The organism is Streptomyces sp. NPDC058284 (genome assembly GCF_042881135.1).
Classification (GTDB): domain Bacteria; phylum Actinomycetota; class Actinomycetes; order Streptomycetales; family Streptomycetaceae; genus Streptomyces.
This window is the reverse complement of record NZ_JBHVYE010000009.1, coordinates 211,735-234,058: the sequence shown is the minus strand read 5'-3', so window position 1 is coordinate 234,058 and position 22,324 is coordinate 211,735. Positions and strand designations below refer to the sequence as shown.

The following is a 22,324-nucleotide window of genomic DNA, read 5'->3' as shown; positions in this document are numbered from 1 at the left end:
GGATTCGGCCTGCTTCAGACGCTGCTGAGGCGGCGCCGCCGGGCCGGTGCCGGGGCGGTGCGTGCCTGGTCGTAGCGGTGCAGGACGAGCCGGGCGAGCGCCGGGTGGGGGCCGAGGGGCGCCGCGGCGAGCCAGGGGGCGGCGGCCACGCTCTGGCCGGCGAAGCGGCCCGGCGCGGTGAAGTAGGCGGCGACGGCGGTGCGCGTCCGCCCCTGCGCCGCCAGGGATTCGAGCGCCTGCGGCACGGTGCGGGGGCAGGCCGCGGTGGGCGCGGCGTAGGCGGGGACGACGGGGACGCCCAGGCGTTCGGCGAGCAGCGCGGCGGCGGTCTCGGTGTCGGCGGCCGACTCGGGGTCGCGGGAGCCCGCGGCGGCGAGGACGACCGCGTGCCGTCGGCGCGCGCCCGTGCGTGTGTGCCGCGCGGGCCAGCCCGCCTCGACGAGCCGGGCGTGCAGCGCCTCGGCGAGCAACGGGTGCGGGCCGAGCGGGGCGGCGACGCGGATGTCGAGGCCGGGGACGCCGGCGGCGGCCGCGGGTATGTCGCGCTTGACGTGCTGGCCGCGGCCGAGGAGCAGCGGTACGAGGACGGCGGTGCGGTCCTCGGGCACGGCGAGCCGGTCGAGTTCGAGTTCGGCGAGGGTGCCGGTGAGCAGCGGCTCGTTCAGCTCGATGTGGCCGAGACGGACGGCGAGGCCGGGCCGTTGCTCGCGGACCCGCTCGGCGAGGGCCGTGACGGTGGCGAGGGCGCGCGGGTCGCGGCTGCCGTGGGCGACCAGGACGAGGGTGGGGTGGGGGTCGGGGCGAGAGGTGGGGGCGGGGCGGCGTCGGCCGTCGGGTGAGACGAGGGTGAGCTGGGTGCCGAGCTGGCTGGTGATGCGGTCCATGAGCTGCGCCGTACTGTCGAGGTGAGTGCTGCCGGACTCTTGGCGAAGAGGGTGCGACGGCGTCATGGACCGAGGATGACCGGGCCGTGTTGCCGTGGCGTTGCGCGGCGGTGACGGCTGTTTTCCCGGCGCTCACGGCGGGGGGCGGGGTGGTGTCAGGGCTCTCCCCGAGTCGGGGTCGGGGGTTGTTCTCCGGGGTGTTTCGGGGGCACGGGTCGCTGATGTTGCCGGCGGTTCCGCTTACGGTTGTGGCAGTGATCGGATCGGGGGGATCCGGCGGGTACGGGGTTCGGGGGCGGTTCACAGGTGGCACGACGTGGGGAACGTTCGGGGTGGGCGCGGCGGTTGCGGCTGCGGCTGCCGACTCCGCGTGCGGGGTTGTCCGCGGTGCGGAGACCGTCCTGGCTGCGGTTGCCGCGCACGCGGAAGGAACAGCGACGGACCGTGCAGGCGGCGATGGCGCTGTGCGTGCTGGCACTGCTGCCCGCGACGTGGCTGTTCGTGACGACGGACGACAAGGTGGGCACGGTCGCGGGCGCGCCGCGCACCCGGGTCGCCATGGTCTTCGGCGCCGGCCTGTGGAAGGGCGAGCCGTCGCCGTACCTGGCGCACCGGCTGGACGCGGCCGCCGAGTTGTACCGCAAGGGCCGGATAGAGGTCGTCCTCGTCACCGGGGACAACAGCCGCGAGGACTACGACGAGCCGGACGCGATGCGCACGTACCTGAAGAAGCACGGTGTGCCGGAGCGGCGGATCGTGAGCGACTACGCCGGGTTCGACACATGGGACTCCTGCGTCCGCGCCAAGAAGATATTCGGCGTGGACCGGGCGGTACTGATCAGTCAGGGCTTCCACATACGCAGGGCGGTCGCACTCTGCGACGCGGCGGGCGTCTCGTCGTACGGAGTCGCAGCGGACGCCGTGCACGACGCGACCTGGTACTACGGCGGCGCCCGCGAGGTCCTCGCAGCGACCAAGGCCGCCCTCGACGCGACGTTCCACCCCGACCCCCACTTCTTGGGCCCACGGGAACCGGGCGTACAACGAGCACTTGCCGCTCCCCGCTGAGCGAACGGGGGCTCCCCACAGGCCACGCCGGAGACCACGCCGGAGGCACCTCACAACGCGAGAAGGGAGCCACTGAGGTCCGCTTACCGTGCGCGTAACGCGCCCGCACCGCGCCACGTAACACGCACGCCGGACGCTGAACGGCATGCACTCCACGGCGACACCGGCGACATCCGCAACACCGGCGCCCCCCTCGGCCACGACAGAGGCAGAGGCGAAGGCAACGGCCACGGCAACGGCAACGGCAACCCACTGCCCGTACTGCGCCCTGCAGTGCGGCATGGGCCTGACGACGACGCCCGACGGCGAGGTCGAGGTCGTGGAGCGTGCCGGGTTCCCCGTCAACAAGGGAGCTCTGTGCGGCAAGGGCCGCACGGCCCCCGCCGTGCTCTCCTCCCGGGTGCGGCTGACGGAGCCGCTCATCCGGTCCCGCGCCACGGGCAGGCTCACTCCGGCCACCTGGGAGGAGGCCTTGGACCGGATCGCGGACGAGCTGGTCCGTACGCGCGCGGAGTACGGAGCGGACGCGTGCGGCGTGTTCGGCGGGGGCGGCCTGACCAACGAGAAGGCGTACGCGCTGGGCAAGTTCGCGAGGGTGGCGCTCGGCACGTCGCAGATCGACTACAACGGACGGTTCTGCATGTCGTCGGCCGCGGCCGCCGGGCAGCGGGCGTTCGGGCTCGACCGGGGGCTGCCGTTCCCGCTGGAGGACATCCCGCGTACCGGGTGCGTGATCCTCGTCGGGTCGAACCTCGCCGAGACGATGCCGCCCGCCCTGCGGTACCTCACGGAGCTGCGGGCGAACGGCGGCAAGCTGATCGTCGTGGACCCCCGCCGTACCCGGACCGCCGAGCAGGCCGACCTGCACCTGGCGCCCCGGCCCGGCACGGACCTCGCCCTGGCACTCGGCCTGCTGCACCTGGTCGTCGCGGAGGGCCGCACGGACGAGACGTACATCGAGGAGCGGACGAACGGATGGGAGGAGGCGCGGGCGGCGGCGATGGCGCACTGGCCCGAGCACGTCGAGCGGATCACCGGCGTGGCCGTTCCTCAACTGCGCGACGCCGTAAGCCTCTTCTGCGACGCCGACAACGCGATGGTGCTCACCGCACGTGGGCCCGAGCAACAGTCCAAGGGTACGGACACGGTCGGGGCGTGGATCAACCTGTGTCTCGCGACGGGGCGCGCCGGGCGGCCGTTCTCCGGGTACGGCTGCCTGACGGGCCAGGGCAACGGTCAGGGTGGGCGTGAACACGGCCAGAAGGCGGACCAGTTGCCCGGTTACCGCAAGCTGACCGATCCGGCGGCGCGGTCGCATGTCGCGGGGGTGTGGGGTGTGGATCCGGACTCGTTGCCGGGTCCTGGCAGGTCGGCGTACGAGCTGCTCGACGCGTTGGGCGGGGATATCAAGGCCCTGCTTCTGATGGGTTCCAACCCGGTCGTCTCCGCGCCGCGCGCCGCGCACGTGGAGGGACGGCTGCGCTCGCTCGGCTTCCTCGCGGTGGCGGACGTGGTGCTGTCCGAGACGGCTCAGCTGGCGGATGTCGTGCTGCCGGTGACGCAGTGGGCGGAGGAGACGGGGACGGTGACGAATCTGGAGGGGCGAGTGCTGCTGCGGCGCAGGGCCGTCTCCGCGCCGGCCGGGGTGCGCAGTGACCTGGACGTGCTGCACGGGCTCGCGGCGCGGCTCGGACACGGAAAGGGGTTCCCGGCCGAACCGGAGGAGGTCTTCGAGGAGTTGCGCCGGGCGAGCGCGGGCGGGCCCGCGGACTACTCGGGGATCAGTTACGAGCGGCTGAGGGAGGACGACGGGAAGGGGGTGTTCTGGCCGTGCCCGGCGGACGCGGGGACCACCGGGGAAGGGGCTGGCGTTGTGCGCGACGGCGGGGTGGTCGGCGAGGGGATCCGCGCGCCGCATCCCGGGACGCCGCGGTTGTTCCTCGACCGGTTCGCCACCGAGGACGGGCGTGCCCGGTTCGTGCCGGTGGTGCACCGGGCCGCGGCTGAGGAGCCGGACGCGGAGTATCCCGTACTGCTGACCACGGGGCGGGTGCTGGCGCAGTACCAGTCGGGGGCTCAGACGCGGCGCGTGGAGGAGCTCAACTCGGCTGCTCCGGGGCCCTTCGTGGAGTTGCATCCCCGGCTGGCCGCGCGCCTGGAGGTCGGGCAGGACGATCCGGTCGCCGTCGTCTCGCGGCGCGGGCGCGCGGTGGCTCCGGCGCGGGTGACGTCGGCGATCCGCGCCGACACGGTCTTCATGCCGTTCCACTGGCCGGGGGAGGGACGGGCCAACACCCTGACGCATCCGGCCCTCGACCCCGTGTCGGGGATGCCGGAGTTCAAGGTGTGCGCGGTGCGGCTGGAGCGCGTGGAACGGCCATAGGTGAAGGACTGGAGGCCGAAGGGCTGGAGGTCGAAGGGGAGGTGGTTGAAGGGGAGGTGATGCGGGGCCGGGACGGGGTGCGAGTGCCCCGGGCCCGCCGTCAGGCGAAGGTGCCGGGGATCAGCAGAGGCGGCCCGTGTACCAGGCGCCGTCCACACCCGACGCCGAGCCGATCCAGGTCACGCCAGGGCCGACGCATCGCTCGCTGTTGGGACCCCAGTCGTCGATCTCGATCACGATGTGCGAGCCGTCGCTGGTGCAGTGGTTGTAGTAGGCGTCGCTTGCGGTCTCGAAGAACCCGCAGGGGTCCTTGACGGCCGTCGGCTCGGCGGAGGCCGAGGACGCCAGGGAGATGCCGAGACCGATGGTCAGGGCGCCGATGAGGGCCGGCAGGGTACGGCGAACTCGCATGAGGCGACTCCTTCTGGGATGGGTGCTCACGCACCGCCTCGCACACCGAGAGGTGCGCACGGAGAGCTTCGCGGCACGCACTGTCCGTGGTCGCGTGAACTCGCTCGCACGAGTGGTTCAGATCATCACATCGAGTGCGTAGCCGTTTGAGCTGCGTATTCATGCTTGTGGGGCGGGAGTTGGGCCGTGGGGCGGGCGTGTTGGCCCGGTGGAGGGGAGGAGGCGAGAGGCGGGAGGTGAGAGGTGGGAGGGGGAGGTGAGAGGTGGGAGGTCGGGGTCACCGGGTTTTGAGGCGGTGCGTGGTCCAGTCGCCTCCGCCGATCACCGATCCCGAGGCCCGCAGCCCGGCTGCCGGCCGCGGGGCCGCGACGTACACCCAGGCGCGTACGGCCGTCCCGTCCGCTCGGGTCACGTCGCGCGCGATCCGTTCGTACAGGTTGCGGGGGTCGCCCGGGACGTACTCCTCAAGGATGTCCAGGGCGGCGAGGAGCCGGTCGTAGGCGGCGGGCAGGGCCGTCACCAGCTCTCCGCGGACCGGGCCCTCGCCGGGGGCCTCGACGGCGTACGGGTAGCCGGGGCCGTCGTAGAGGACGGCGTCCGGCAGGTGGGCCGGTTCCTCCGAGGCGGTCCGGCCGCGCAGGTACGCGGCGTGGTTCGGCCCTCCGGGGCGGAGGGTGCCGTAGACGAAGAACGGGAGGCGGGGCGCGCCGCGTTCGTTCCGGACCGTCACTCGGCGGTCTCCCGCTCCACCCACTCCAGGTAGGCGGCGCTCCCCCGGACCACCGGCGTCGCGATGATCTCCGGGGTGTCGTAGTCGTGGGCCTCGGTGAGCCAGGACTCCAGGGCGGCGTAGCGCGCGGTCGCCGTTTTGAACAGCACCTGCCACTCCTGGGCGGACTCCAGCTCGCCCTCCCACCGGTACACGGACGTGACGGGTCCGGCGATCTGCGCACAGGCCGCGACCCGCGCGCGGACCGCGCCGCCCGCGAGGTCCCGAGCCTTGCCCTCGGTGTCCGTCGTGGTCAGTACGGTCAGCACCCGCACCTTCGGTTCGTCGTCCATACGCCGATTGTGCACAGCGGGGCCACCAGGGGCGCCCAGGGGCGAGTGCACAGGCCGAAGGTCCTGAGCATCGGGCTTTCGCCGCTCTTAGGCGTATTCGTTACACAACCTCCCGTTCTCCGTGATGGACGGTTCCTACCTTCGAGAGCGGTGGCCGGCACTCCGCCGAAGCCACGGAGCAGCGCTCCGGGTCGGCCATCACCAGCTCAACTCCCCCCACGTGACGGTCAGCCATCCCATGAACACGTACTTCCGCCGCCCGCTCCTCCACGCCGCCGCCCTCGCGGTCCTCGCCCTCACCGGGGGCACGGGGTGCGCCGGCACGAACGGTCTCGGTCACGGCGAGAGCGCGCCGTCCGTCTCCGTACAGCCCCGCCCCGAGGCGGTCTGGCCCGCCTGGTCGGGCAAGTTCTCGCGGGCGCCGGGCGCGGAGGCCGCCACGCACCAGCCGTCGCCGCGGCCGTTGCGGGGGCTGCCGAAGGTCGGTTCCGGCGGGCTGGCCTCGATGGACGCGCGCGCGATCCTGCGCGCCGACCAGCGCACGAAGCCGCTGGCCGACCGGGGCATGATCGACCGGCCGGGGCGGGCCGGCCTGCGACCGCCGGAATTCGTCGACCTCACCGGCGACGGGAAGCCCGAGATGCTGATGGCCGCCGACACGGACAGCGGGCGGTCCGTTCTGGCCGTCTACTCCCCGCGCGACGGCAAGGTCTACCCGATCCTGCTCACCTCCGGCAGGAACCTGCGCGTGGAGACGATCGGCCCCGACCTGCTCCTTCGTACTCCGTGCGCGGAGGGCGGCGAGCAGGCGGTGCGCTTCCACTGGGACGGCGCGCGGATGTCCGCCGTCAGTGACATCAAGAACTACAAGGAGTCCGAGAAGCCCGGACAGCGGTCCGAGAAGCCCGGACAGCAGCCCGAGCGGAACGGGCCTTGATGCCGCGCGCCATGCCCCGCGCCGTGCCCCGCGCCGCGCCGCGCACCACGCCCCGCGCCGTGCCCCGCACCATGGCCCACGTCCGTGCCGTGCTCAACGGCCTCGGGCTGCGCTGGAAGATCGCCGCGCTGCTCGCCGCGGGCTGCGCGGTGGTCGCCGTCGCCATCGGCCTGCTCGTCCACCACGCCCGGCTCGACCAGGTCACGGGGAGCGCGCGGTCCGGGTCCGTGGCGCAACTCGTCCGCGTACGCCAGTTGTACGAGCTGTCGGGCCAGGTCGAGCAGGACGACGACACGGACGCCGCCCTCGACGACCCCCGGCTGCCCGAGCCCCTGCGGAAGGCCGCGCTGGCCGGGCAGCGCACCACCTATCTCGACATGGCGTCGGACGACCCGTGCGTCTGGGCGGCGCGGCCGATCGGCGATCACCCCCGTCACGTCCTGTCCATCCGTGAGCCGCTGCGCGAACAGGCTGCCGAAATGGCCGAGTTCGACCGTCAGGTGATCATCTGGGGCGCCGTCGTCGTCGCCCTCGCCGCGCTCGGCGGTGCGGGCCTGTCCAGCAGGGTCAGCCGCGAGCTGCGCACCGCGGCGGCCATCGCGCGCCGCATCAGCCGGGGCGACCTCGACGCCCGTATCGGCCATCCGCGCCCGCCCGGTGAGCGGCACAGCAGGAACGAGGTGGCCGAACTGGCCACCGCGGTCGACACGATGGCCGCGTCCCTGCAACAGCGTCTGGAGGCCGAGCAGCGCTTCACCGCGGACGTCGCGCACGAGTTGCGCACCCCGCTGACCGGGCTGCACACGGCGGCCGAGCTGCTGCCGTCGAGCCGTCCGACGGAACTCGTGCGCGACCGCGTCCACGCCCTGCGCACCCTCACGGAGGACCTGCTCGAAGTGGCCCGCCTGGACGCGGAGGTGGAGAGGCCCGACCTGGAGGTCCACCAACTGGGGCGGCTCGTCGAGACCATCGCGGAGCGGGTGAGCGGTTCGGCCGCGGGCTTCGACGCGCTGAGTGGGCGCGCCGGGTGGGGTGGCGAGCGGGGTGGCGAGCAGGGTGGCGACGCCGCGTACGGGACGTTCGTGCGGACCGACGCGCGGCGTCTTGAGCGGATTCTCACCAACCTCGTCGCCAACGCGCGCAAGCACGGCGGCGCGCCGGTCGAGGTGCGGGTCGACGGCGTCGAGGTCACGGTCCGCGACCACGGTCCCGGCTTCCCGCGGCACCTGCTCACCGACGGCCCGCGACGGTTCCAGACCGGCGCGCGGGAACGCGGCCAGGGCACCGGTCTCGGCCTGACCATCGCGTTCGGCCAGGCCCAGGTGATCGGCGCCCGCGTGGACCTCGCCAACGCGGCGGACGGCGGTGCGGTGGCGGTCGTACGGCTGCCGAGGGCCTGACCTACGAAGGGCCCGACCCGTCGACCTGACCTGCCGAGGGCCCGACCCGTCGGGCGCGCCGTAGCGTGGCCGCATGACAAATTCCGCGCTGGTCGAACGCATCGAGATCGACGGCCGGGCCGTCACCGCCGACGCCCTGCTGTGGCCCGCCCTCGTCCAGACGGGACACTTCACCGCGATGCAGGTCAGGGGCGGCAAAGTGCGCGGCATCGAACGGCATCTGGCCCGGCTCGACGCGGCCACCCGTGAGCTCTTCGGACACGCCCTCGACGGGGAACGGGTGCGCGGCCTGATCCGGCACATCCTGCGCGACGACATCACGGAGGCGTCCGTACGTGTCTACGTCCACGCCCCGGGCGGGGAGCCGTCCCTCATGGTCGTCGTCCGGCCGCCGACGGAGCTGCCCGCCACCATGGAGGAACGCGCGCAGTCGCTGCGTTCCGTGCCGTACCAGCGGCCCTTCGCCCACATCAAGCACCTGGGCGGCTTCGGGCAGGCCCGCCACGCCGACCTCGTCCGGCGCGCGGGCTTCGACGAGGCGCTGCTCACGGGACCGGGTGGCGAGGTCAGCGAGGGCGCCGTCACGAACATCGCCTTCTTCGACGGCCGGGAAGTCGTGTGGCCGACCGCCCCGCACCTGTCCGGCATCACGATGCAACTGGTCCAGGCCGTCCTGCCCGCCGCCGGTCTGCCGACCCGGCACGCCCCGGTGACCCTCGCCGACCTCCCGTCGTACGCGGCGGCCTTCGTCACCAACGCGTGGGGGGTCCGCCCCGTGCGGCGGATCGACGACACCGTGTACGGGATCGACGAGAAGCTGATGGCGACGGTGGCCGGGTCCTACGAGGCCGTGCCGTGGGACACGCTCTGAGAGCCCGTCCTCAAACCCGCCCGCCACGCGTCGCCGCGCCGGTGTCACCCATTCACCGGTGCCGCGCCCACCCTTCGTCCGCCTTCCTCCGATACGCCGGTGACCTGCTGGAACGTGGTCGGCGCCGCACGAGAAGTGCCCCGTACCTCGCCCTTTTGGCGGCTCACCGGGAGGCGTGCGGCGCCGAGTGCCACTTACCTCGGTAGAGCGGGGTTCGACCGACGCAGCGGCACTTGGGGGTGCCGCGGGCCGTGCTCGCGCGAAGGCCCTCGGAGGAACGAGCAATGCGCAACGCCCGCCTGCTGACCGGTACCGCTCTCGCCGTGGCGGCGGGCGCCCTGGCCCTCCCCGCATCGGCCGCTCCAGGACCGCCCGCCGGTGAACTGCGCATCCAGCCCGCCACCGTCACCCCCGGCACCACCGTCACCGTGCACACCACCGCCTGCGGCCCCGGCGGGACCGCGGCGGGTGACGCGAGCGCGGTGGGCGCGGGCAGCTTCTCGCTGGCGCCCGGCGCGCAGGAGGAGGGCGGCGAGGCCGCGTCCGGCCGCTTCGAGGTGCCGCCGTCCGCGCAGCCCGGCACGTACGAGATCGTCGCGAAGTGCTCCGGGTCCGGCGGCTCAGGCGTGAAGGGCAAGCGCGTCGCGGGCGACCTGGTGGTCACGATCACCTCCACCGCGGCGGCGGGCGTGGAGCCGCGGCAGCATCCGAGAGGACACGTCAAGACGGGGGTCGGCGGCGCACTCGGCCCCGACCCCGTGCAGACCGCGGCGGGAGTGGCGGCCCTGGCCGTCGCCGCCGCGGGCGGTACCTGGCTCCTGCACCGCCGGGCGAGAGGCGACAGGATCTGACGGACACCCTCCGCTGTCCGCCGGTACCGCCACCCCTTGCCCCCTCCCGCCCGTGTCCCCTCGTGGGCGGGAGGGGACGAGGGACAGGACCGTTCCGACCCCGAGGGGGATGCCGTATGCGCCGTACCCGCCGCGTACCCCGGCCCCGTACGCAGTCCGGTACGGGACCCCGCGCCCGCAGGAAGGTCGGCAACGCCGCCATAGGAGCCGTCACCGCCGTGGCGCTGTGCGCCGGGGCCTGGCTGCTGAGCAGCGGCGCCGAGTCGCGCCCGCCCCAGCCCTCCGCCGCCCAGGCCGCGTCGGCCGGGCCGGGCACCCGGCGCCCCGAGCCTGCCACCCCTCACGACCACGGCACACCGCCGCTCCCGCCGTCCCCGCCCGATCGGGTGCGCATCCCCGCGATCGGCGTCGACACACCGCTGATGGGGCTCGGCCTCACCCGGCAGGGCAGCCTCGACGTGCCGCCCCTGAACCGGAAGAACCTGGCGGGCTGGTACGAGGCGGGCACCACGCCGGGCGAACGCGGCACCGCCATCGTCGCCGGTCACGTCGACAACAAGGAGGGTCCCGCCGTCTTCTACGAGCTGGGTGCGGTACGGAAGGGCAGCAGGATCGAGGTCCGGCGCAGGGACGGCAGCGTGGCCGTCTTCACCGTCGACGCGAACGAGGTGTACGACGCCAAGGACTTCCCCGACGAGAAGGTGTACGGCGCCGCGTCCCGGCCGGAGCTGCGGGTCATCACCTGCGGCGGGAAGTACTCCAGGCAGACCGGGTACCAGGGCAACGTGGTGGTCTTCGCGCACCTCACCGGCGTGCGCTGAGAACCGGCCGCCTTCCGGCGCGTGTCTGACCGCTTTCCGGCGCGTGCGCCAGGCCTCAGGCCAGCCACTGCTCGTACGCCATCTTCACCACGAGCGCGAAGACGGTGGTCAGCAGGACGACCCGGACGAAGCCGCTGCCCTTCTTCAGCGCCGTGTGCGCGCCGAACATGCCGCCCGCGAGGTTGAAGACGGCCATCAGAGCGGCCAGCTGCCACAGGACCGCGCCCTGCCAGGCGAACATCGCGAGGGCGCCCGCGTTGGTGCAGCAGTTGACGATCTTCGCGGTGGCGGAGGCGGAGACGAGGTCGAGGTGGAGCACGGCGGTCAGGGCGAGCACGAGGAACGTGCCGGTGCCGGGGCCGATGAGACCGTCGTAGAAGCCGATGCCGAGGCCCGCGAGGCCGATCGCGGCGAGGACGCGCCGCCGGGACGCGGGTCCCGCGGCGGGCGCGGTGCCGAAGGCGGGCCTGAGGATCACGAAGGCGGCGACGGCGAGCAGCACCACCATGATCACGGGCTTGAGGACCTCGGTGCTCATCCCGGCCGCGAAGAAGGCGCCGCCCATCGAACCGGCGAGCGCGGCGAGGCCGATCCGTACCGCGGTCGGCACGTCGACGCGGGTCTTCCTGACGTACGTCACGGCGGCGCCTGTCGTCCCGACGATCGCGACGGCCTTGTTCGTGCCGAGGGCGTGCGCGGCGGGGGTGCCGCCCGGCAGGCCGAGCAGCAGGGCGGGGAGCAGCAGCAGTCCGCCGCCGCCGACCACGGCGTCGATCCAGCCGGCCGCGAGTGCGGCCAGGCAGAGGACGACGACCGTGGTCAGGGATATGTCAGGCATGATCGCGACCCTAGGCAAGGGATGATCACGCCGTCCACGTAATCGGTGAGAGTTGAGCGTCTTCTGAGGTCGCCACGCCCGGGGTCACGTACTCATGGCGCCGCCCGTGGCGCGGGGGCGCCCGCCGGGGCGCGGTCGGGGGCCGGGGGTGCCGCCGGGTCGATGGCGAGGGCGAGGGCCGTGGCGACGAGCGCGCTCGCCCCCGCGAGGCCCGTGGCGAGCCCGCGGCGGGCCCGGAGGGTGGGGCCCGGGGCGGGGGCGACGGGTTTGCGGTGGCGTCCCATGGACCGGCTGACCAGCTTTCTCGTACTCGGGGTGGGGGGTGAGGGGTGAGGGGTGGGGGGTGAGGGGAGCGGCGCGGGGGCGGAAGCGGCGTACGCGAGCGTGCGGCGCGGTGTTCAGAACGTGAAGCGCTCCGCATGGATGTGCTCCTCCGGGACGCCCGCCCGCACCAGCGCCACCGTCGCCGCGGCGGACATGCCGGGCGGGCCGCACAGGTACACGTCGTGCTCGGCGAGGTCGGGGACCAGGTTGCGCAGCGCCTGCGGGGCGAGCGGGGTGAAGGCGGCGTCGGAGGGGCCGAGCAGGAAGTGCAGGCCGGCCCGTCTGCGCTCGGCGATGGCCTCAAGCTCCTGCCTGAGGACGAGTTGCCCCGCGCTGCCCGCTCGGTAGAGCAGGGTGATGTCGCCGGGCCCGCCGGGGAGCGTCTCGAACAGGGCCCGCAACGGCGTGATGCCGACACCGCCCGCGAGGAGCAGCACCTTGCGCCGCGTGCGCCGGTGTGCGGTGAGCGCGCCGAAGGGGCCGGTGGCCAGCACACGCGTACCGGGCCTGAGACGCCGCATCCGCCGGGTGTGGTCGCCCGCCGCCTTGACGGTGATGCGCAGCAGGTCGTCGCGGACCGGCGCGGAGAGCGAGAAGGGCAGCGCGGTGTGCCACAGTCCGTGCCGCAGGAAGCGCCAGCGGAAGAACTGCCCGGGTTCGGCGCGCAGTTGGTCGACGCCGATGCCCTGCACGAGGACCGAGACGACGCCGGGGCCCTCACTCCGTACGTCGACGACGCGCAGGCTGTGGCGCAGCGCCTGCCGTACGGGGACGACGACGCGGTACCAGGCGAGCAGGACGGCGACGGTGGCGTGCGCCAGCGACCAGAACCACCGGGTGAGGACGCCGTCCGCGAGGTCAGGGCCGGCGAGCTGGTGGGCGAAGGCGAGGGCGGCGCCGAGGTAGGTGAGCTGGTGCGCGGCGCGCCAGATCTCGTGCGGGACGCGGCGGCGCAGGGCGCGGGCGGAGGTGGCGCCGACCGCGGCGAGCAGGGCGGTGCCCGTGGTGGCCGCCGCGATGCCGGGGTAGCCGAGCAGGCCGAGGGCGGTGCGCAGTGGGTCGGTGCCGGTGTGGGCGGCGTATCCGCAGACGGCGAGGAGGGCGTGGGCGGCGCAGAGGCCAAGGACGTACCGGCCGCCGAGGGCGTGCAGTCGCGCGAGGCGGTCGGCGCCGACGCCGTGTTCGACGGCGGGGACACGGGCCATCAGGAACAGCATGACGAGGATCCCGTACCCGGCGAGCAGTCCCGTGAGGTGCGCCCCGGTGGCGAACAGCGCGTCGAGCCGGGCGGACGGCGCCACTTGGGCGGCCCACAGCGCGGTGACGACGAGACCGCCGCCGAGGATTCCGGTACGCAGGGTCCGGGGCGGGACGCGGAGGGGCGGGGCGAGGGCGGGGGTGGTGGCGGTGGCGGCGGCGGTGGCGGCGGTGGCGGTGGCGGTGGCGCGGATGGTGGCCCGGCGTCCTCGGCGCCGCCCTCCGGGCCTTCGGGGAGCGCCCTGCGGCGGCACCCTCGGCGGCGCCTCGGGCATCGGCGGAATGCCGGGGTCCGGTGTGGCGTCCAGCTGACGCAGGTACGCGGCCAGGGCGGGGTACGCGTCGAGTCGGGGGTCGGCTGCCTCGGTGGTCACGGCGGCACACTAGGCGCCGGAACTCGTCGGAAGTCGCTGGTCAACGGCGTTCCCGCGATCCTTAAGGCGCCCTTGAGGATCGGCTCAACGGGGGTTAAGCAAGGGGGCCCGGCGGGGCTGGGGCACCGAGGCTCCACGACCGCCCCCACCGCTCCGGCCGTCGGCCCCACCGCTCCCCGCCGTCGGCCCCGCCGCCCCTCACAGCCCTCCCCCGCCCCCGCTGAGCGCAGCGTTCCCCGCGGGAAACAGGTCCGATCCTGCCGGGTAACACCGGCACCGCACGCTGCTGTGCATGACCTCATCAGCGCAGCCGACCGCCACCGGCCCCGCACCGGCCGACGGTGTCGTCGTGATCGGCGCGGGTCTCGCCGGTGCCCGGCTGGCGCAGCGGCTCGGCGCAGGGACCGTGCTGATCGGCGAGGAGGACCATTCCCCGTACAACCGCGTCCTGCTCGCCGAGGTCCTCGCGGGCCGGTACGGCCCCGACGTGATCGCCCTGCCGCGCCCGCCGGGCCCGGCCCTGCGCACCCGCGCGGTCCGCGTCGACCGGACCGAGCGCCGGGTGCACTGCGCCGACGGCAGCGTCGTCGCGTACGGCACGCTCGTCCTCGCGACGGGCTCGAACCCCGTACTGCCTCCGCTGCGCGGCCTGTTCGCGCCCGGCGCCGGTGAACTGCCCGGTGGCGTGCACGCGTTCCGGACCCTGGACGACTGTCTCGCCCTCTCCGCCGCCGTGGCGCCGGGCGTCCGCGTCGTCGTCATCGGCGGCGGCCTCCTCGGCGTGTCGGCGGCCCGCGCCCTCGCCCGGCGTGGCGCCCAGGTCGTCCTGACCCAGCAGGCCGAGCGGCTCATGGAACGGCAGCTCGACCCCATGTCGTCGCGGCTGGTGCACCGGCATCTCACGGACCTCGGCGTCGAGGTGCACACCGAGTGCCGGGTGCGCGGGGTCGGTGTCACCGACGGCGCCGTACGCCACGTAGAACTCGCCGACGGCTACCTCCTGGACACCGATCTGACCGTCCTGGCCTGCGGCGTGCGGCCCCGCACCGGTCTGGCGCGGGCCGCCGGGCTCGACGTGCGCCGGGGCATCGTCGTGGACGACCTGCTGCGGACCTCCGACCCGCACATCCGGGCCGTCGGCGACTGCGCGGAGCACGGGGGCCGCGTGTACGGCCTCGCGACGCCCGCCGTCGAGCAGGCCGACGCGCTCGCCGACGCGCTGACGCGCGAAGCGGCCGGCCGGAACGGCGCGCGCCCCTACACCGGCTCCCGCACGCTGACCCGCCTCACCCTGCCGGGCCCGGGGCCGCTGGACCTCGCGGCCTTCGGCGACCCGGAGCCCCGCCCCGATGACGATGTCGTCCAGCTCGCCGACGCCACCCGCGGCACGTACCGCAAGGTCGTCGTCCGCGAGGGCCGCCTCGTCGGCGGCGTCCTGCTCGGCGAGCTCGCGGCGGTCGGCGCGCTGGCCCGCGCCTGGGAGGCCGACGATCCGCTGCCCGACGACGACAGCCCTCTGCTCCACCTGCTCACCCACGACGGACTCACCCACGACGGAGGCCGCTGACATGCCCACGCCCGTACCGCCCCCGAACCCCCGCCCCACCCTCGTGCTCGTCGGACACGGCATGGTCGGCCAGCGCTTCCTCGAAGCCGCCGCCGGGCAGGGCCTCACGGCGAGCCACCGGATCGTGGTGCTGTGCGAGGAGCCGCGCCCCGCCTACGACCGCGTGCAGCTCACCTCGTACTTCTCGGGCCGCACGCCGGACGAACTCTCCGTCACCGACCGGGAGTTCCTCGACGAGCACGGCATCGAGCTGTACGTGGGTGACGCGGCGGAGAGCCTCGACCGCGAGGCCAGGACGGTCACCGCGCGCTCGGGCGCCGTCTTCGCGTACGACACGCTGGTGCTCGCGACCGGCTCCTACCCGTTCGTGCCGCCCGTGCCGGGCAAGGACGCGACGGGCTGTTTCGTCTACCGCACCATCGAGGACCTGCTCGCCATCGAGGAGTACGCGAAGCGGCGCGCCACGACCGGCGCGGTCGTCGGCGGCGGGCTGCTCGGCCTGGAGGCGGCGGGCGCGCTGAAGGGGCTCGGACTGGCCACGCACGTCGTGGAGTTCGCGCCGCGCCTGATGCCGGTGCAGGTCGACGAGGGCGGCGGCGCCGCGCTCCTGCGCACCATCACCGGCATGGGCCTGACCGTGCACACCGGCACCGGCACGCAGGAGATCGTGACCGGCGAGGACGGCGCCGTGACCGGCATGAAGCTGTCCGACGGCAGCGAGGTCGCCACGGACCTGGTGGTGTTCTCGGCGGGCGTCCGCCCGCGCGATCAGCTCGCCCGCGCGCACGGCCTGGCGGTCGGCGAGCGCGGCGGCATCACGGTCGACGAGCAGTGCCGCACCAGCGACCCGCACGTGTACGCGATCGGCGAGTGCGCCCTCGCGGCGGACGGCCGGGTGTACGGCCTGGTCGCGCCCGGCTACGAGATGGCGCAGACGGCCGCCGCCGCCATCGCCTCCCGCGAGGCGAGCTTCACCGGCGCCGACCTCTCCACCAAGCTGAAGCTCCTCGGTGTCGACGTGGCGTCGTTCGGCGACGCGCACGGCACGGCCGAGGGCTGCCTCGACGTCGTCTACACCGACTCGCGCTCGGGCACGTACAAGAAGCTGGTGATGGCGCCGGGCGGTGAACTGCTCGGCGGGATCCTCGTCGGCGACGCCGAGGCGTACGGGGTGCTGCGCCCGCTCACCGGGTCCGTACCTCCGGTGCCCGCCGAGCAGTTGGTGCTCCCCGCGGGCGCGGGCGCCCCGGTCGCGCTCGGCCCCGAGGCCCTGCCCGGCTCCGCGGTCATCTGCAACTGCCACAACGTCACCAAGGACCAGATCTGCGCCTGCTCCTCGCTGCCCGAGGTCAAGAAGTGCACCAAGGCCGGTACGGGGTGCGGCAGTTGCCTGAAGGTGATCGGGCAGTTGCTGCCGAAGAGCGGTGACGACGGGCTGTGCGGCTGCTTCGCGCAGACCCGCCAGGAGCTGTACGAGATCGTGCGCGCCCTGCGCGTCACCTCCTTCCGCGAACTGCTCGACGCGCACGGCCGCGAGGAGGCGCGCGGCGGCGAGGGCTGTGACGAGTGCAAGCCGGCGGTCGGTTCGATCATCGCGTCCCTCGCCCCGGCCATCGGCGCCGGCGGCTACGTCCTGGACGGCGAACAGGCCGCGCTCCAGGACACCAACGACCACTTCCTCGCCAACCTCCAGAAGAACGGCTCCTACTCGGTGGTCCCGCGCATCCCCGGCGGCGAGATCACGCCGGAGAAGCTCATCGTGATCGGTGAGGTGGCGCGGGACTTCGGGCTCTACACGAAGATCACCGGCGGTCAGCGCATCGACCTGTTCGGCGCGCGCGTCGAACAACTGCCGGTCATCTGGGCGCGATTGGTGGATGCGGGCTTCGAGTCGGGCCACGCGTACGGCAAGGCGCTGCGCACGGTGAAGTCCTGCGTCGGGCAGACCTGGTGCCGCTACGGCGTTCAGGACTCCGTCCGCATGGCCATCGACCTGGAGCTGCGCTACCGCGGCCTGCGCGCCCCGCACAAACTGAAGTCGGCGGTCTCCGGCTGCGCCCGCGAGTGCGCCGAGGCGCAGTCCAAGGACTTCGGCGTGATCGCCACGGCGAGCGGCTGGAACCTGTACGTCGGCGGCAACGGCGGCGCGACCCCGCGCCACGCCGACCTGCTCGCCCAGGACCTCGACGACGCCGAACTGGTCCGTCTCATCGACCGGTTCCTCATGTTCTACATCCGCACCGCCGACCGCCTGGAGCGCACCGCCGCCTGGCTCGACCGGATCGACGGCGGCCTCGACCACGTCCGCGACGTCGTCGTCCACGACTCCCTTGGCATCTGTGACGAGCTGGAGTCACTGATGGCCGCCCACGTCACGCACTACCGCGACGAGTGGGCCGAGACCCTCGACGACCCGGAGCGCCTCGCTCGCTTCGTCTCCTTCGTCAACGCGCCCGGTGTGCCCGACCCCACGGTCGGCTTCGTCCCCGAGCGCGACCAGATCAAGCCCGACCTGCCCCTGCTGTCCATCAGCCCCCGCCCCCTGGAAGGAGCCGCACGATGAGCGACTCGACCGCTTCGCCCGCCCCCCGTGTCCAACTGCGCCTGGACGACGACTGGTTCGCGATCTGCGACCGTACGCAGCTGATGCCGGGCCGGGGCCTCGCCGCCCTGCTGCCCGACGGCCGCCAGGCCGCGCTCTTCCTCGACCGCGAGGGCCGTACGTACGCGATCGACAACCGTGACCCGTTCACGGGCGCCGCGGTCCTCTCCCGGGGCCTGCTCGGAACGGAGCGGGGACGGCCGTTCGTCGCCTCGCCGCTGCTGAAGCAGCGGTTCGACCTGGAGACCGGGCGGTGCCTGGACGACGAGGAGGTGGCGGTGGCGGTGCACGCGGTGCGCATCGCCTGATCCCTCTTGACCGGTCATTCCAGAATTGCGTACTGTTCCCTTCGTGGCCAGGACCAAGGAATTCGATCCGGACACCGCGCTGCAGTCGGCCCTGGAGCTGTTCTGGCGGCGCGGCTACGAGGCGACGTCGATGGCGGACCTCGTCGAGGCGCTCGGCATCGGGCGCGCCAGCATCTACGCGACCTTCGGGAACAAGCACGAGCTGTACCTGAAGGCGCTGGAGCGGTACGCCACGCTCCAGGACCCGCGCCTGCTGACCGAGCTCTCGCAGCCGGGCCCCGCACTGCCCGCCGTCCGCGCGCTCGTACGCCGCTTCGGAGCCGAGGCGACCTCCGCCGAGGCGCGCCTCAACGGCTGCTTCATCACCAACACCGCGGCCGAGCTGGGCCCGCACGACGAGTCCGCCGCCCGCTGCGTCGAGCGGAGCTGGGAGCGCCTGGAGACGCTGATGCACTCCGCGCTCGTCCGCGCGCAGGCCCAGGGCGAGCTGCCCGGGAACCGCGATCCGCTGACCCTCGCCCGCATGCTGCTCGTCGTGATGCAGGGCCTGCGGGTGGTCGGCAAGGCCTCCACGGACCCGGCGCGGGTACGGGACGCGGTGGAGCAGGCGCTGACCCTGCTCGACTGAGCCGCATCCGCATCCGCCTCCGTATCCGTATCCGTATCCGTATCCGTAGGGCCGACTTCTTCACGCCTTGATATTGAACCGATCGGTCAAGAAAAGAGAGACTCCGCCATGACTGCTTCCGTCGCCCGGCACCGCTTCACCGGCCGTACCGCCCTCGTCACCGGCGGTGGCTCCGGCCTCGGCCGGGCCATCGCCCTCGCCCTCGCGGCCGAGGGCGCGAACGTCGTCGTCGCCGGGCGCACCGAGGGCCCGCTGAAGGAGACCGCGGACCTCGTGGAGGCCGTCGGCGGCACCGCCCTCGCCGTCACCGCCGACGTCTCCCGCTCCGCCGACCTCGCCGCGCTCGTCGCCGCCACCGTCGACCGCTTCGGCTCCCTGGACGTGGCAGTGAACAACGCGGGCATCCTGCGCGCCGGACAGCCGGTCGCCGAGCTGCCCGAGGAGGACTGGCGCACGATGCTCGACATCAACGTCACCGGCGTACTCCTCGCCCTCCAGGCCGAGGTGAAGCAGATGCGCACGCAGCCCGCGGGCGGCACCATCGTCAACATCGGCTCCACCCTCGGCGCGCACACCAGCACGCCGGGCACGGCCGCCTACGGGGCGACCAAGGCCGCCGTCTCCGCGCTGAGCCGCGCGGCCGCCGCCGAGCACATCAGGGACGGCGTCCGCATCAACACCGTCAGCCCCGGCTCCTCCGACACCACCATGTCGTTCCGCCCCGGCGAGACCGAGGCCGACCGGGCGGCCCGGATGAAGGAGTCGACGCCGCTGGGCCGCGTCTCCACGACCGAGGAGGTCGCCGCGGCCGTGCTCTACCTGGCGTCCGACGAGTCCGGCTCGGTGGTCGGCGCGGACCTGGTGATCGACGGCGGCGCGGCGGCCTGACGCCCCCGCGCCGTACGGCTCACGCCGCTCCGCGCAGCTCCAGGGCGGCCAGCGGGACGAAGCCGGGGCCCGCACCGGTGGTCGACACGTCCTTGCCCCCGAGGCGCCGCAGCAGGGCGAGCGCTATCCGCTCCCCCTGCGCCTTGGCGCGGTCGGCGTTCGATCCGCGGTGCAGGCCGTCGACACTGGCGTGCCACAGCTGCACCCAGCGGCCGAAGTGCTCGGCGGTCAGCGACCGCGCGGCGTGCAGGGCGGCGTGCGGGGCAAAGGCGTCACGGCGGTACTCGGCGGTGCGGAAGAGCGCGCGCTCCCAGAAGTCGGTGATGTGCGGCAGATGCGCGTCGAGGTCCGTCCCGGCGATCTCCGTGAAGAAGGGGCCGATCAGCGGGTCGACGAAGGCCGCCGCGTAGAAGCGGCGGAGCAGTACGTCCAGATCGGCACGGCTGACGATATCCACACATACGACTGTGCCACGACCGGGCGGCGGGATGTCGGGTGAACGGGGGATGTCCGGGGCGCGCGGGACGAAAGGGGGGCGTGTGCGGGTCGGCATCAGGGGCGGTGTGCGGGGCAGCATCAGGGGCAGTGTGCGGGGCAGCATCAGGGACGGCGTGCGTGCGGGGCATTTCCGGGTGTGCTCAGCGCAGGTCCGACGCGTCCATGTGCGCTCGTGCGCTCAGCGCAGGTCCGACGCCTCGAAGACGGCCTTGGCCGCCGCGCGGTCGGCCCGCGTGGCCAGCCGGCGCAGTTCGGTGCAGCCGGTCCTGAGCAGCCCGTTCTCCCGCGCGGTGCGGGCGCCGGTGTCGAGGCGGTGCAGGAGCAGGGGGTTGTCGACGAGGATCTGCGGGTCGAGTTCGACGCGGTTGCCGAGTGAGTCGCAGAGGACCAGGCGGGCGGCGACGCCCTCGCTGCGCCGCACGGCGGTCAGCAGGCAGGTGCAGACGTGTCTGCGGCGGCCGAGCCCCTGTACGGCCAGCCAGCCGGGGCCCGCGGTCACCCGTACGGGGTGCAGCACCAGGTAGAGCAGCACGGCGAGCGCGGCCCACAGGCACGCCCGCGCGGGGGTGAGCGTGTCGTCCGCCCGGTCGATGAGCAGGACGAGCACGAAGAGCGCGCACGCGCAGAAGACGGCGCCCCGCACCGAGGCGGCCCAGCCGCGGTCCGACGTGGTCTGCCCCGCCGCTCCTTCGCCGCCCCGACGACTTCTGCCGCCGTGGGCGGCACCGCCGCGGACAGCGCCCCAACCTGCCATGTCGTGTCCCATGTGCGGCACGGTAGAACGGCCGCGTGCCCACGTCGTCGCCCGTTGACGAGGCATATACACACCGTCGGCACACCTTGACGGCCCGTTGACACTCGTCGGGGCGGCCCGGGTGTCCGCAGGGTGACACTCGGCCGCAACACCCCTGTCGTAATCCCTCTGCATGGTTGATCGTTGAGCCGGGCACACAAGGCCACGCCACGGAGTTCCGACACACCACGCAGGGGGACGACCAGCATGACCATCAGCCGCAGGACACTGCTCGGGACGGGCACGACGGTCGCGGCCGGCGCGGCGCTCGGGCTGCTCAGCGCGTGCGGGTCCAACACCGGGCGCGACGGCGGCGGTTCGGGCGGCAAGGGCCCGCGGCTCGCGCAGTGGTACCACCAGTACGGCGAGGCGGGCACCGAGCAGGCCGTGAAGCGGTACGCCGCCGCGTACAAGAAGGCGGACGTCAGCGTCCAGTGGCGCCCGGGCAACTACGACGAGCAGACCGCCGCGTCCCTGCTCACCGACTCGGGGCCCGACGTCTTCGAGGTCAACGGCCCGTCCCTGGACCAGATCAGGGGCGGCCAGGTCGTCGACCTCACCGACCTGTTCGAGGGTGTGAAGGACGACTTCAACCCGGTGCTGCTCGCTCCCAAAACGTACGACGGCAAGATCTGGGCCATTCCGCAGGTCGCCGACATGCACCTGCTCTACTACCGCAAGAGCCTGCTCGACGACGCGGGCGTGCAGCCGCCGAAGAGCATGGACGAGCTGGTCGACGCGGCGAAGGCGACCACCACGAAGAAGGTGAAGGGCCTCTTCCTCGGCAATGACGGCGGCGCCGGTGCGCTGGGCATCACACCCCTGTACGCGGCCGGTCTCTCCTCCGTCACCGAGGACGGCGAGGTCGGCTTCGACGACCCGGCGGCCGCCCGCGTCCTGGGCAAGCTGCGCCAGCTGTACGCCGACAAGTCGCTGCTGCTCGGCGCGCCCGCCGACTGGTCGGACCCGTCGGCGTTCGTGCAGGAGCTGACCGCCATGCAGTGGTGCGGGCTGTGGGCGCTGCCCGCCGTGCGCAAGGAGCTTGGCGACGACTTCGGCGTGCTGGCGCTGCCCGCCGACGGGCCGGGCGGGAAACCGGCGCTGCCCGTGGGGGCGTACGGCGCGGCGGTGAGCGCCCGCAGCGACCACAAGAAGGAGGCGAAGGACTTCCTGAAGTGGCTGTGGATCGACAGGACGGAGTACCAGGAGGACTTCGCGCTGTCGTACGGCTTCCACATCCCGGCCAGGCTCTCCCTGGCGAAGAAGGCCGACAAGCTGAAGGAGGGCCCTGCGGCGGACGCCGTGCGCTACTCCACACAGTACGGCTACGCCCAGCCGCTGCTGTGGACTCCGCCGAGCCGCACCGCGTACCAGGACGCGCTGAGCCGGATCATCAAGTCCGGCGCGAACCCGGAGAGCGAGCTGAAGTCCGTCGTACGCAAGGTGCGGGCGGAGCTGGACCGCGCCAAGAAGAAGTCGTGAGGCGGGCGTTGGCCACGGGTCCCGCCGCGAACTCCGCGAACTCCGAGCCCAAGGCGTCAGCTGGGCCGGATACGCCG

Annotated in this window: 22 protein-coding genes; 13 read left to right on the top strand and 9 right to left on the bottom strand. The window is 73.5% G+C overall.

All coding sequences use genetic code 11. The annotated features are described in order from the left end of the window. Positions 1-14 precede the first annotated feature (14 nt). Complete coding sequence (locus ACFVYR_RS15840; protein WP_384255297.1) at positions 15-950, bottom strand: sirohydrochlorin chelatase; 936 nt, start codon at positions 948-950, stop codon at positions 15-17. 378 nt (positions 951-1,328) lie between these two features. On the opposite strand from ACFVYR_RS15840, the gene ACFVYR_RS15835 reads away from it, so the two are divergent. Beyond that, positions 1,329-1,952, top strand: coding sequence for a vancomycin high temperature exclusion protein (locus tag ACFVYR_RS15835; RefSeq protein ID WP_384255295.1), 624 nt, complete (start codon positions 1,329-1,331; stop codon positions 1,950-1,952). Positions 1,953-2,232: 280 nt separating this feature from the next. Beyond that, positions 2,233-4,335 carry a molybdopterin oxidoreductase family protein gene (locus tag ACFVYR_RS15830; RefSeq protein ID WP_384255293.1) on the top strand — a complete coding sequence of 701 codons (2,103 nt, stop codon included), beginning with the start codon at positions 2,233-2,235 and terminating at the stop codon, positions 4,333-4,335. Positions 4,336-4,455: 120 nt separating this feature from the next. On the opposite strand, the gene ACFVYR_RS15825 is transcribed toward ACFVYR_RS15830, so the two are convergent. From ACFVYR_RS15825 to cutA, 3 genes are all read right to left on the bottom strand, one after another. Continuing rightward, positions 4,456-4,746, bottom strand: a complete 291-nt coding sequence (locus tag ACFVYR_RS15825) for a DUF6355 family natural product biosynthesis protein (RefSeq protein WP_384255290.1) — start codon at positions 4,744-4,746, stop codon at positions 4,456-4,458. A gap of 277 nt (positions 4,747-5,023) precedes the next feature. Continuing rightward, entirely contained in the window at positions 5,024-5,476 is a 453-nt protein-coding gene (locus tag ACFVYR_RS15820) for a gamma-glutamylcyclotransferase family protein (RefSeq protein ID WP_384255288.1), read from the bottom strand. After that, positions 5,473-5,808, bottom strand: coding sequence for a divalent-cation tolerance protein CutA (cutA, locus tag ACFVYR_RS15815; RefSeq protein WP_384255287.1), 336 nt, complete (start codon positions 5,806-5,808; stop codon positions 5,473-5,475). Before cutA ends, ACFVYR_RS15820 begins: the two co-directional genes overlap by 4 nt. 238 nt (positions 5,809-6,046) lie before the next feature. On the opposite strand from cutA, the gene ACFVYR_RS15810 reads away from it, so the two are divergent. The 5 genes from ACFVYR_RS15810 to ACFVYR_RS15790 all read left to right on the top strand — a co-directional run bounded on the left by ACFVYR_RS15810 (position 6,047) and on the right by ACFVYR_RS15790 (position 10,688). Continuing rightward, entirely contained in the window at positions 6,047-6,745 is a 699-nt protein-coding gene (locus tag ACFVYR_RS15810; RefSeq protein ID WP_384255284.1) for a hypothetical protein, read from the top strand. Positions 6,746-6,756: 11 nt separating this feature from the next. After that, positions 6,757-8,145, top strand: a complete 1,389-nt coding sequence (locus ACFVYR_RS15805; RefSeq protein WP_384255282.1) for a sensor histidine kinase — start codon at positions 6,757-6,759, stop codon at positions 8,143-8,145. 73 nt (positions 8,146-8,218) lie between these two features. Continuing rightward, entirely contained in the window at positions 8,219-9,016 is a 798-nt protein-coding gene (locus ACFVYR_RS15800) for an aminotransferase class IV (RefSeq protein WP_384255280.1), read from the top strand. 284 nt (positions 9,017-9,300) lie between these two features. Continuing rightward, positions 9,301-9,867, top strand: a complete 567-nt coding sequence (locus tag ACFVYR_RS15795; RefSeq protein WP_384255277.1) for a hypothetical protein — start codon at positions 9,301-9,303, stop codon at positions 9,865-9,867. Between the two features lie 116 nt (positions 9,868-9,983). Continuing rightward, positions 9,984-10,688, top strand: coding sequence for a class F sortase (locus ACFVYR_RS15790; RefSeq protein WP_384255275.1), 705 nt, complete (start codon positions 9,984-9,986; stop codon positions 10,686-10,688). 55 nt (positions 10,689-10,743) lie between these two features. Here the strand turns inward: ACFVYR_RS15790 and ACFVYR_RS15785 are convergent, their stop codons facing one another. The 3 genes from ACFVYR_RS15785 to ACFVYR_RS15775 all read right to left on the bottom strand — a co-directional run bounded on the left by ACFVYR_RS15785 (position 10,744) and on the right by ACFVYR_RS15775 (position 13,481). After that, the gene (locus tag ACFVYR_RS15785) at positions 10,744-11,526 is read right to left on the bottom strand and encodes a sulfite exporter TauE/SafE family protein (protein WP_384255273.1); all 783 of its coding nucleotides are present in this window, start codon (positions 11,524-11,526) and stop codon (positions 10,744-10,746) included. Positions 11,527-11,618: 92 nt separating this feature from the next. Then, entirely contained in the window at positions 11,619-11,810 is a 192-nt protein-coding gene (locus tag ACFVYR_RS15780) for a hypothetical protein (RefSeq protein WP_384255271.1), read from the bottom strand. Positions 11,811-11,924: 114 nt separating this feature from the next. Next, positions 11,925-13,481, bottom strand: coding sequence for a ferric reductase-like transmembrane domain-containing protein (locus ACFVYR_RS15775; protein ID WP_384255269.1), 1,557 nt, complete (start codon positions 13,479-13,481; stop codon positions 11,925-11,927). 292 nt (positions 13,482-13,773) lie between these two features. Between ACFVYR_RS15775 and ACFVYR_RS15770 the strand changes: the two genes are divergently transcribed. The 5 genes from ACFVYR_RS15770 (at position 13,774) to ACFVYR_RS15750 (ending at position 19,474) form a co-directional block, all read left to right on the top strand. After that, positions 13,774-15,048, top strand: coding sequence for an NAD(P)/FAD-dependent oxidoreductase (locus ACFVYR_RS15770; RefSeq protein ID WP_384255266.1), 1,275 nt, complete (start codon positions 13,774-13,776; stop codon positions 15,046-15,048). Position 15,049: 1 nt separating this feature from the next. Continuing rightward, positions 15,050-17,611, top strand: coding sequence for a nitrite reductase large subunit NirB (nirB, locus tag ACFVYR_RS15765; protein WP_384255264.1), 2,562 nt, complete (start codon positions 15,050-15,052; stop codon positions 17,609-17,611). Continuing rightward, the gene (gene nirD, locus ACFVYR_RS15760; RefSeq protein ID WP_384255261.1) at positions 17,608-17,958 is read left to right on the top strand and encodes a nitrite reductase small subunit NirD; all 351 of its coding nucleotides are present in this window, start codon (positions 17,608-17,610) and stop codon (positions 17,956-17,958) included. The genes nirB and nirD overlap by 4 nt, the downstream gene beginning before the upstream one ends. Before the next feature lie 43 nt (positions 17,959-18,001). Further along, positions 18,002-18,586, top strand: coding sequence for a TetR/AcrR family transcriptional regulator (locus ACFVYR_RS15755; RefSeq protein WP_384255259.1), 585 nt, complete (start codon positions 18,002-18,004; stop codon positions 18,584-18,586). A gap of 108 nt (positions 18,587-18,694) precedes the next feature. After that, entirely contained in the window at positions 18,695-19,474 is a 780-nt protein-coding gene (locus ACFVYR_RS15750) for an SDR family NAD(P)-dependent oxidoreductase (protein WP_384255256.1), read from the top strand. Between the two features lie 19 nt (positions 19,475-19,493). On the opposite strand, the gene ACFVYR_RS15745 is transcribed toward ACFVYR_RS15750, so the two are convergent. Both ACFVYR_RS15745 and ACFVYR_RS15740 read right to left on the bottom strand, forming a co-directional pair. Beyond that, positions 19,494-19,931: a group III truncated hemoglobin gene (locus ACFVYR_RS15745; RefSeq protein WP_384255254.1), complete on the bottom strand. Its 438-nt coding sequence runs from the start codon at positions 19,929-19,931 to the stop codon at positions 19,494-19,496. Positions 19,932-20,150: 219 nt separating this feature from the next. Continuing rightward, positions 20,151-20,738: a hypothetical protein gene (locus ACFVYR_RS15740; RefSeq protein ID WP_384255252.1), complete on the bottom strand. Its 588-nt coding sequence runs from the start codon at positions 20,736-20,738 to the stop codon at positions 20,151-20,153. Between the two features lie 234 nt (positions 20,739-20,972). Between ACFVYR_RS15740 and ACFVYR_RS15735 the strand changes: the two genes are divergently transcribed. Beyond that, positions 20,973-22,247 (top strand): ABC transporter substrate-binding protein, encoded by a 1,275-nt coding sequence (locus tag ACFVYR_RS15735; RefSeq protein WP_384255249.1) that lies wholly within the window; start codon positions 20,973-20,975, stop codon positions 22,245-22,247. Positions 22,248-22,324: the final 77 nt, after the last annotated feature.

Coding starts and splice junctions, on each gene's coding strand:
- nirB (WP_384255264.1), top strand. CDS start 15,050: ATGCCCACGCCCGTACCGCCCCCGAACCCCCGCCCCACCCTCGTGCTC.
- ACFVYR_RS15805 (WP_384255282.1), top strand. CDS start 6,757: ATGCCCCGCGCCGTGCCCCGCGCCGCGCCGCGCACCACGCCCCGCGCC.
- ACFVYR_RS15790 (WP_384255275.1), top strand. CDS start 9,984: ATGCGCCGTACCCGCCGCGTACCCCGGCCCCGTACGCAGTCCGGTACG.
- ACFVYR_RS15785 (WP_384255273.1), bottom strand. CDS start 11,526: ATGCCTGACATATCCCTGACCACGGTCGTCGTCCTCTGCCTGGCCGCA.
- cutA (WP_384255287.1), bottom strand. CDS start 5,808: ATGGACGACGAACCGAAGGTGCGGGTGCTGACCGTACTGACCACGACG.
- ACFVYR_RS15795 (WP_384255277.1), top strand. CDS start 9,301: ATGCGCAACGCCCGCCTGCTGACCGGTACCGCTCTCGCCGTGGCGGCG.
- ACFVYR_RS15750 (WP_384255256.1), top strand. CDS start 18,695: ATGACTGCTTCCGTCGCCCGGCACCGCTTCACCGGCCGTACCGCCCTC.
- ACFVYR_RS15830 (WP_384255293.1), top strand. CDS start 2,233: ATGGGCCTGACGACGACGCCCGACGGCGAGGTCGAGGTCGTGGAGCGT.
- nirD (WP_384255261.1), top strand. CDS start 17,608: ATGAGCGACTCGACCGCTTCGCCCGCCCCCCGTGTCCAACTGCGCCTG.
- ACFVYR_RS15770 (WP_384255266.1), top strand. CDS start 13,774: ATGACCTCATCAGCGCAGCCGACCGCCACCGGCCCCGCACCGGCCGAC.
- ACFVYR_RS15740 (WP_384255252.1), bottom strand. CDS start 20,738: ATGGGACACGACATGGCAGGTTGGGGCGCTGTCCGCGGCGGTGCCGCC.
- ACFVYR_RS15800 (WP_384255280.1), top strand. CDS start 8,219: ATGACAAATTCCGCGCTGGTCGAACGCATCGAGATCGACGGCCGGGCC.
- ACFVYR_RS15780 (WP_384255271.1), bottom strand. CDS start 11,810: ATGGGACGCCACCGCAAACCCGTCGCCCCCGCCCCGGGCCCCACCCTC.
- ACFVYR_RS15840 (WP_384255297.1), bottom strand. CDS start 950: ATGACGCCGTCGCACCCTCTTCGCCAAGAGTCCGGCAGCACTCACCTC.
- ACFVYR_RS15810 (WP_384255284.1), top strand. CDS start 6,047: ATGAACACGTACTTCCGCCGCCCGCTCCTCCACGCCGCCGCCCTCGCG.
- ACFVYR_RS15735 (WP_384255249.1), top strand. CDS start 20,973: ATGACCATCAGCCGCAGGACACTGCTCGGGACGGGCACGACGGTCGCG.
- ACFVYR_RS15825 (WP_384255290.1), bottom strand. CDS start 4,746: ATGCGAGTTCGCCGTACCCTGCCGGCCCTCATCGGCGCCCTGACCATC.